This is a genomic window from Aliivibrio sp. SR45-2 (genome assembly GCF_963890165.1).
GTDB lineage: Bacteria > Pseudomonadota > Gammaproteobacteria > Enterobacterales > Vibrionaceae > Aliivibrio > Aliivibrio salmonicida.
In genome coordinates this window covers 1-290 of record NZ_CAWPRC010000113.1, presented here as the reverse complement: position 1 = coordinate 290, position 290 = coordinate 1, and the positions used below count along the sequence as shown (strand labels likewise).

The window sequence follows — 290 nt, the reverse complement described above, 5'->3', positions numbered from 1 at the left end:
CGCCTGCTTTACCCGATGTCGGGTTTGATACCACTGATATTAATGTTGGTTTCGCTGTCGAAAGTGTCGCCGTCTCTGTCACCGCTTCAGCAGCAATACCGTGTTGATTTGAACCAGTGACTGTCACTGTTACTTCACCATCAGGCCAACCTGTTAAATCTTGAGCAGCCATACTCCAACTGCCATCACTTTGAACATTAGCTTCCACGGTTTCCGTTTGTGCATCCTTTGAATTACTTAGTACTAACGTCACTTTTTGACTGCCATCAAATCGAGAGGTGTTACCACTA

The 290-nt window shown here is 45.5% G+C and carries 1 pseudogene; it reads right to left on the bottom strand.

The annotated features are described in order from the left end of the window. A pseudogene (locus AACV33_RS06240) lies at window positions 1-290 on the bottom strand (hypothetical protein); the annotation flags it as partial.